This window comes from Priestia sp. SIMBA_032, from assembly GCF_046535215.1.
Taxonomy (GTDB): Bacteria; Bacillota; Bacilli; order Bacillales; family Bacillaceae_H; genus Priestia; species Priestia aryabhattai.
Genome location: NZ_JAWRXD010000949.1, coordinates 1 through 261, shown reverse-complemented (window position 1 = coordinate 261; position 261 = coordinate 1). Strand labels below are relative to the sequence as shown.

Sequence of the window (261 nt, the reverse complement as noted above, 5' to 3'; positions counted from 1 at the left end):
CACCACCGCCAGGCCGGCCCACATCCACGGCAGGTGTGAGTTCGCGATCACCGCGATGGCCGTCGCCCCGACGAGCAGGGCCGCTGCGACGTAGGGGATGCGCCGGGCGCCCAGGATGTGCGGAAGTCCCCGAACGCCGGTGGCGTCGTCGTCGCCGAGGTCGGGCGCGACGTTGAGTAGATGGCCGCCGACCCCGAGCAACCCACTGACCGCGACCATCCACAACGGGGGCAGATCATTCGGGTCCGCGGTCAACGTGAC

General features: G+C 70.9%; 1 protein-coding gene. It reads right to left on the bottom strand.

Features of this window, described 5'->3' with window-relative positions; translation table 11 throughout:
- The coding region (locus SB717_RS37145) for a UbiA prenyltransferase family protein (protein WP_410908106.1) at window positions 1–261 on the bottom strand (261 nt) is incomplete at both ends.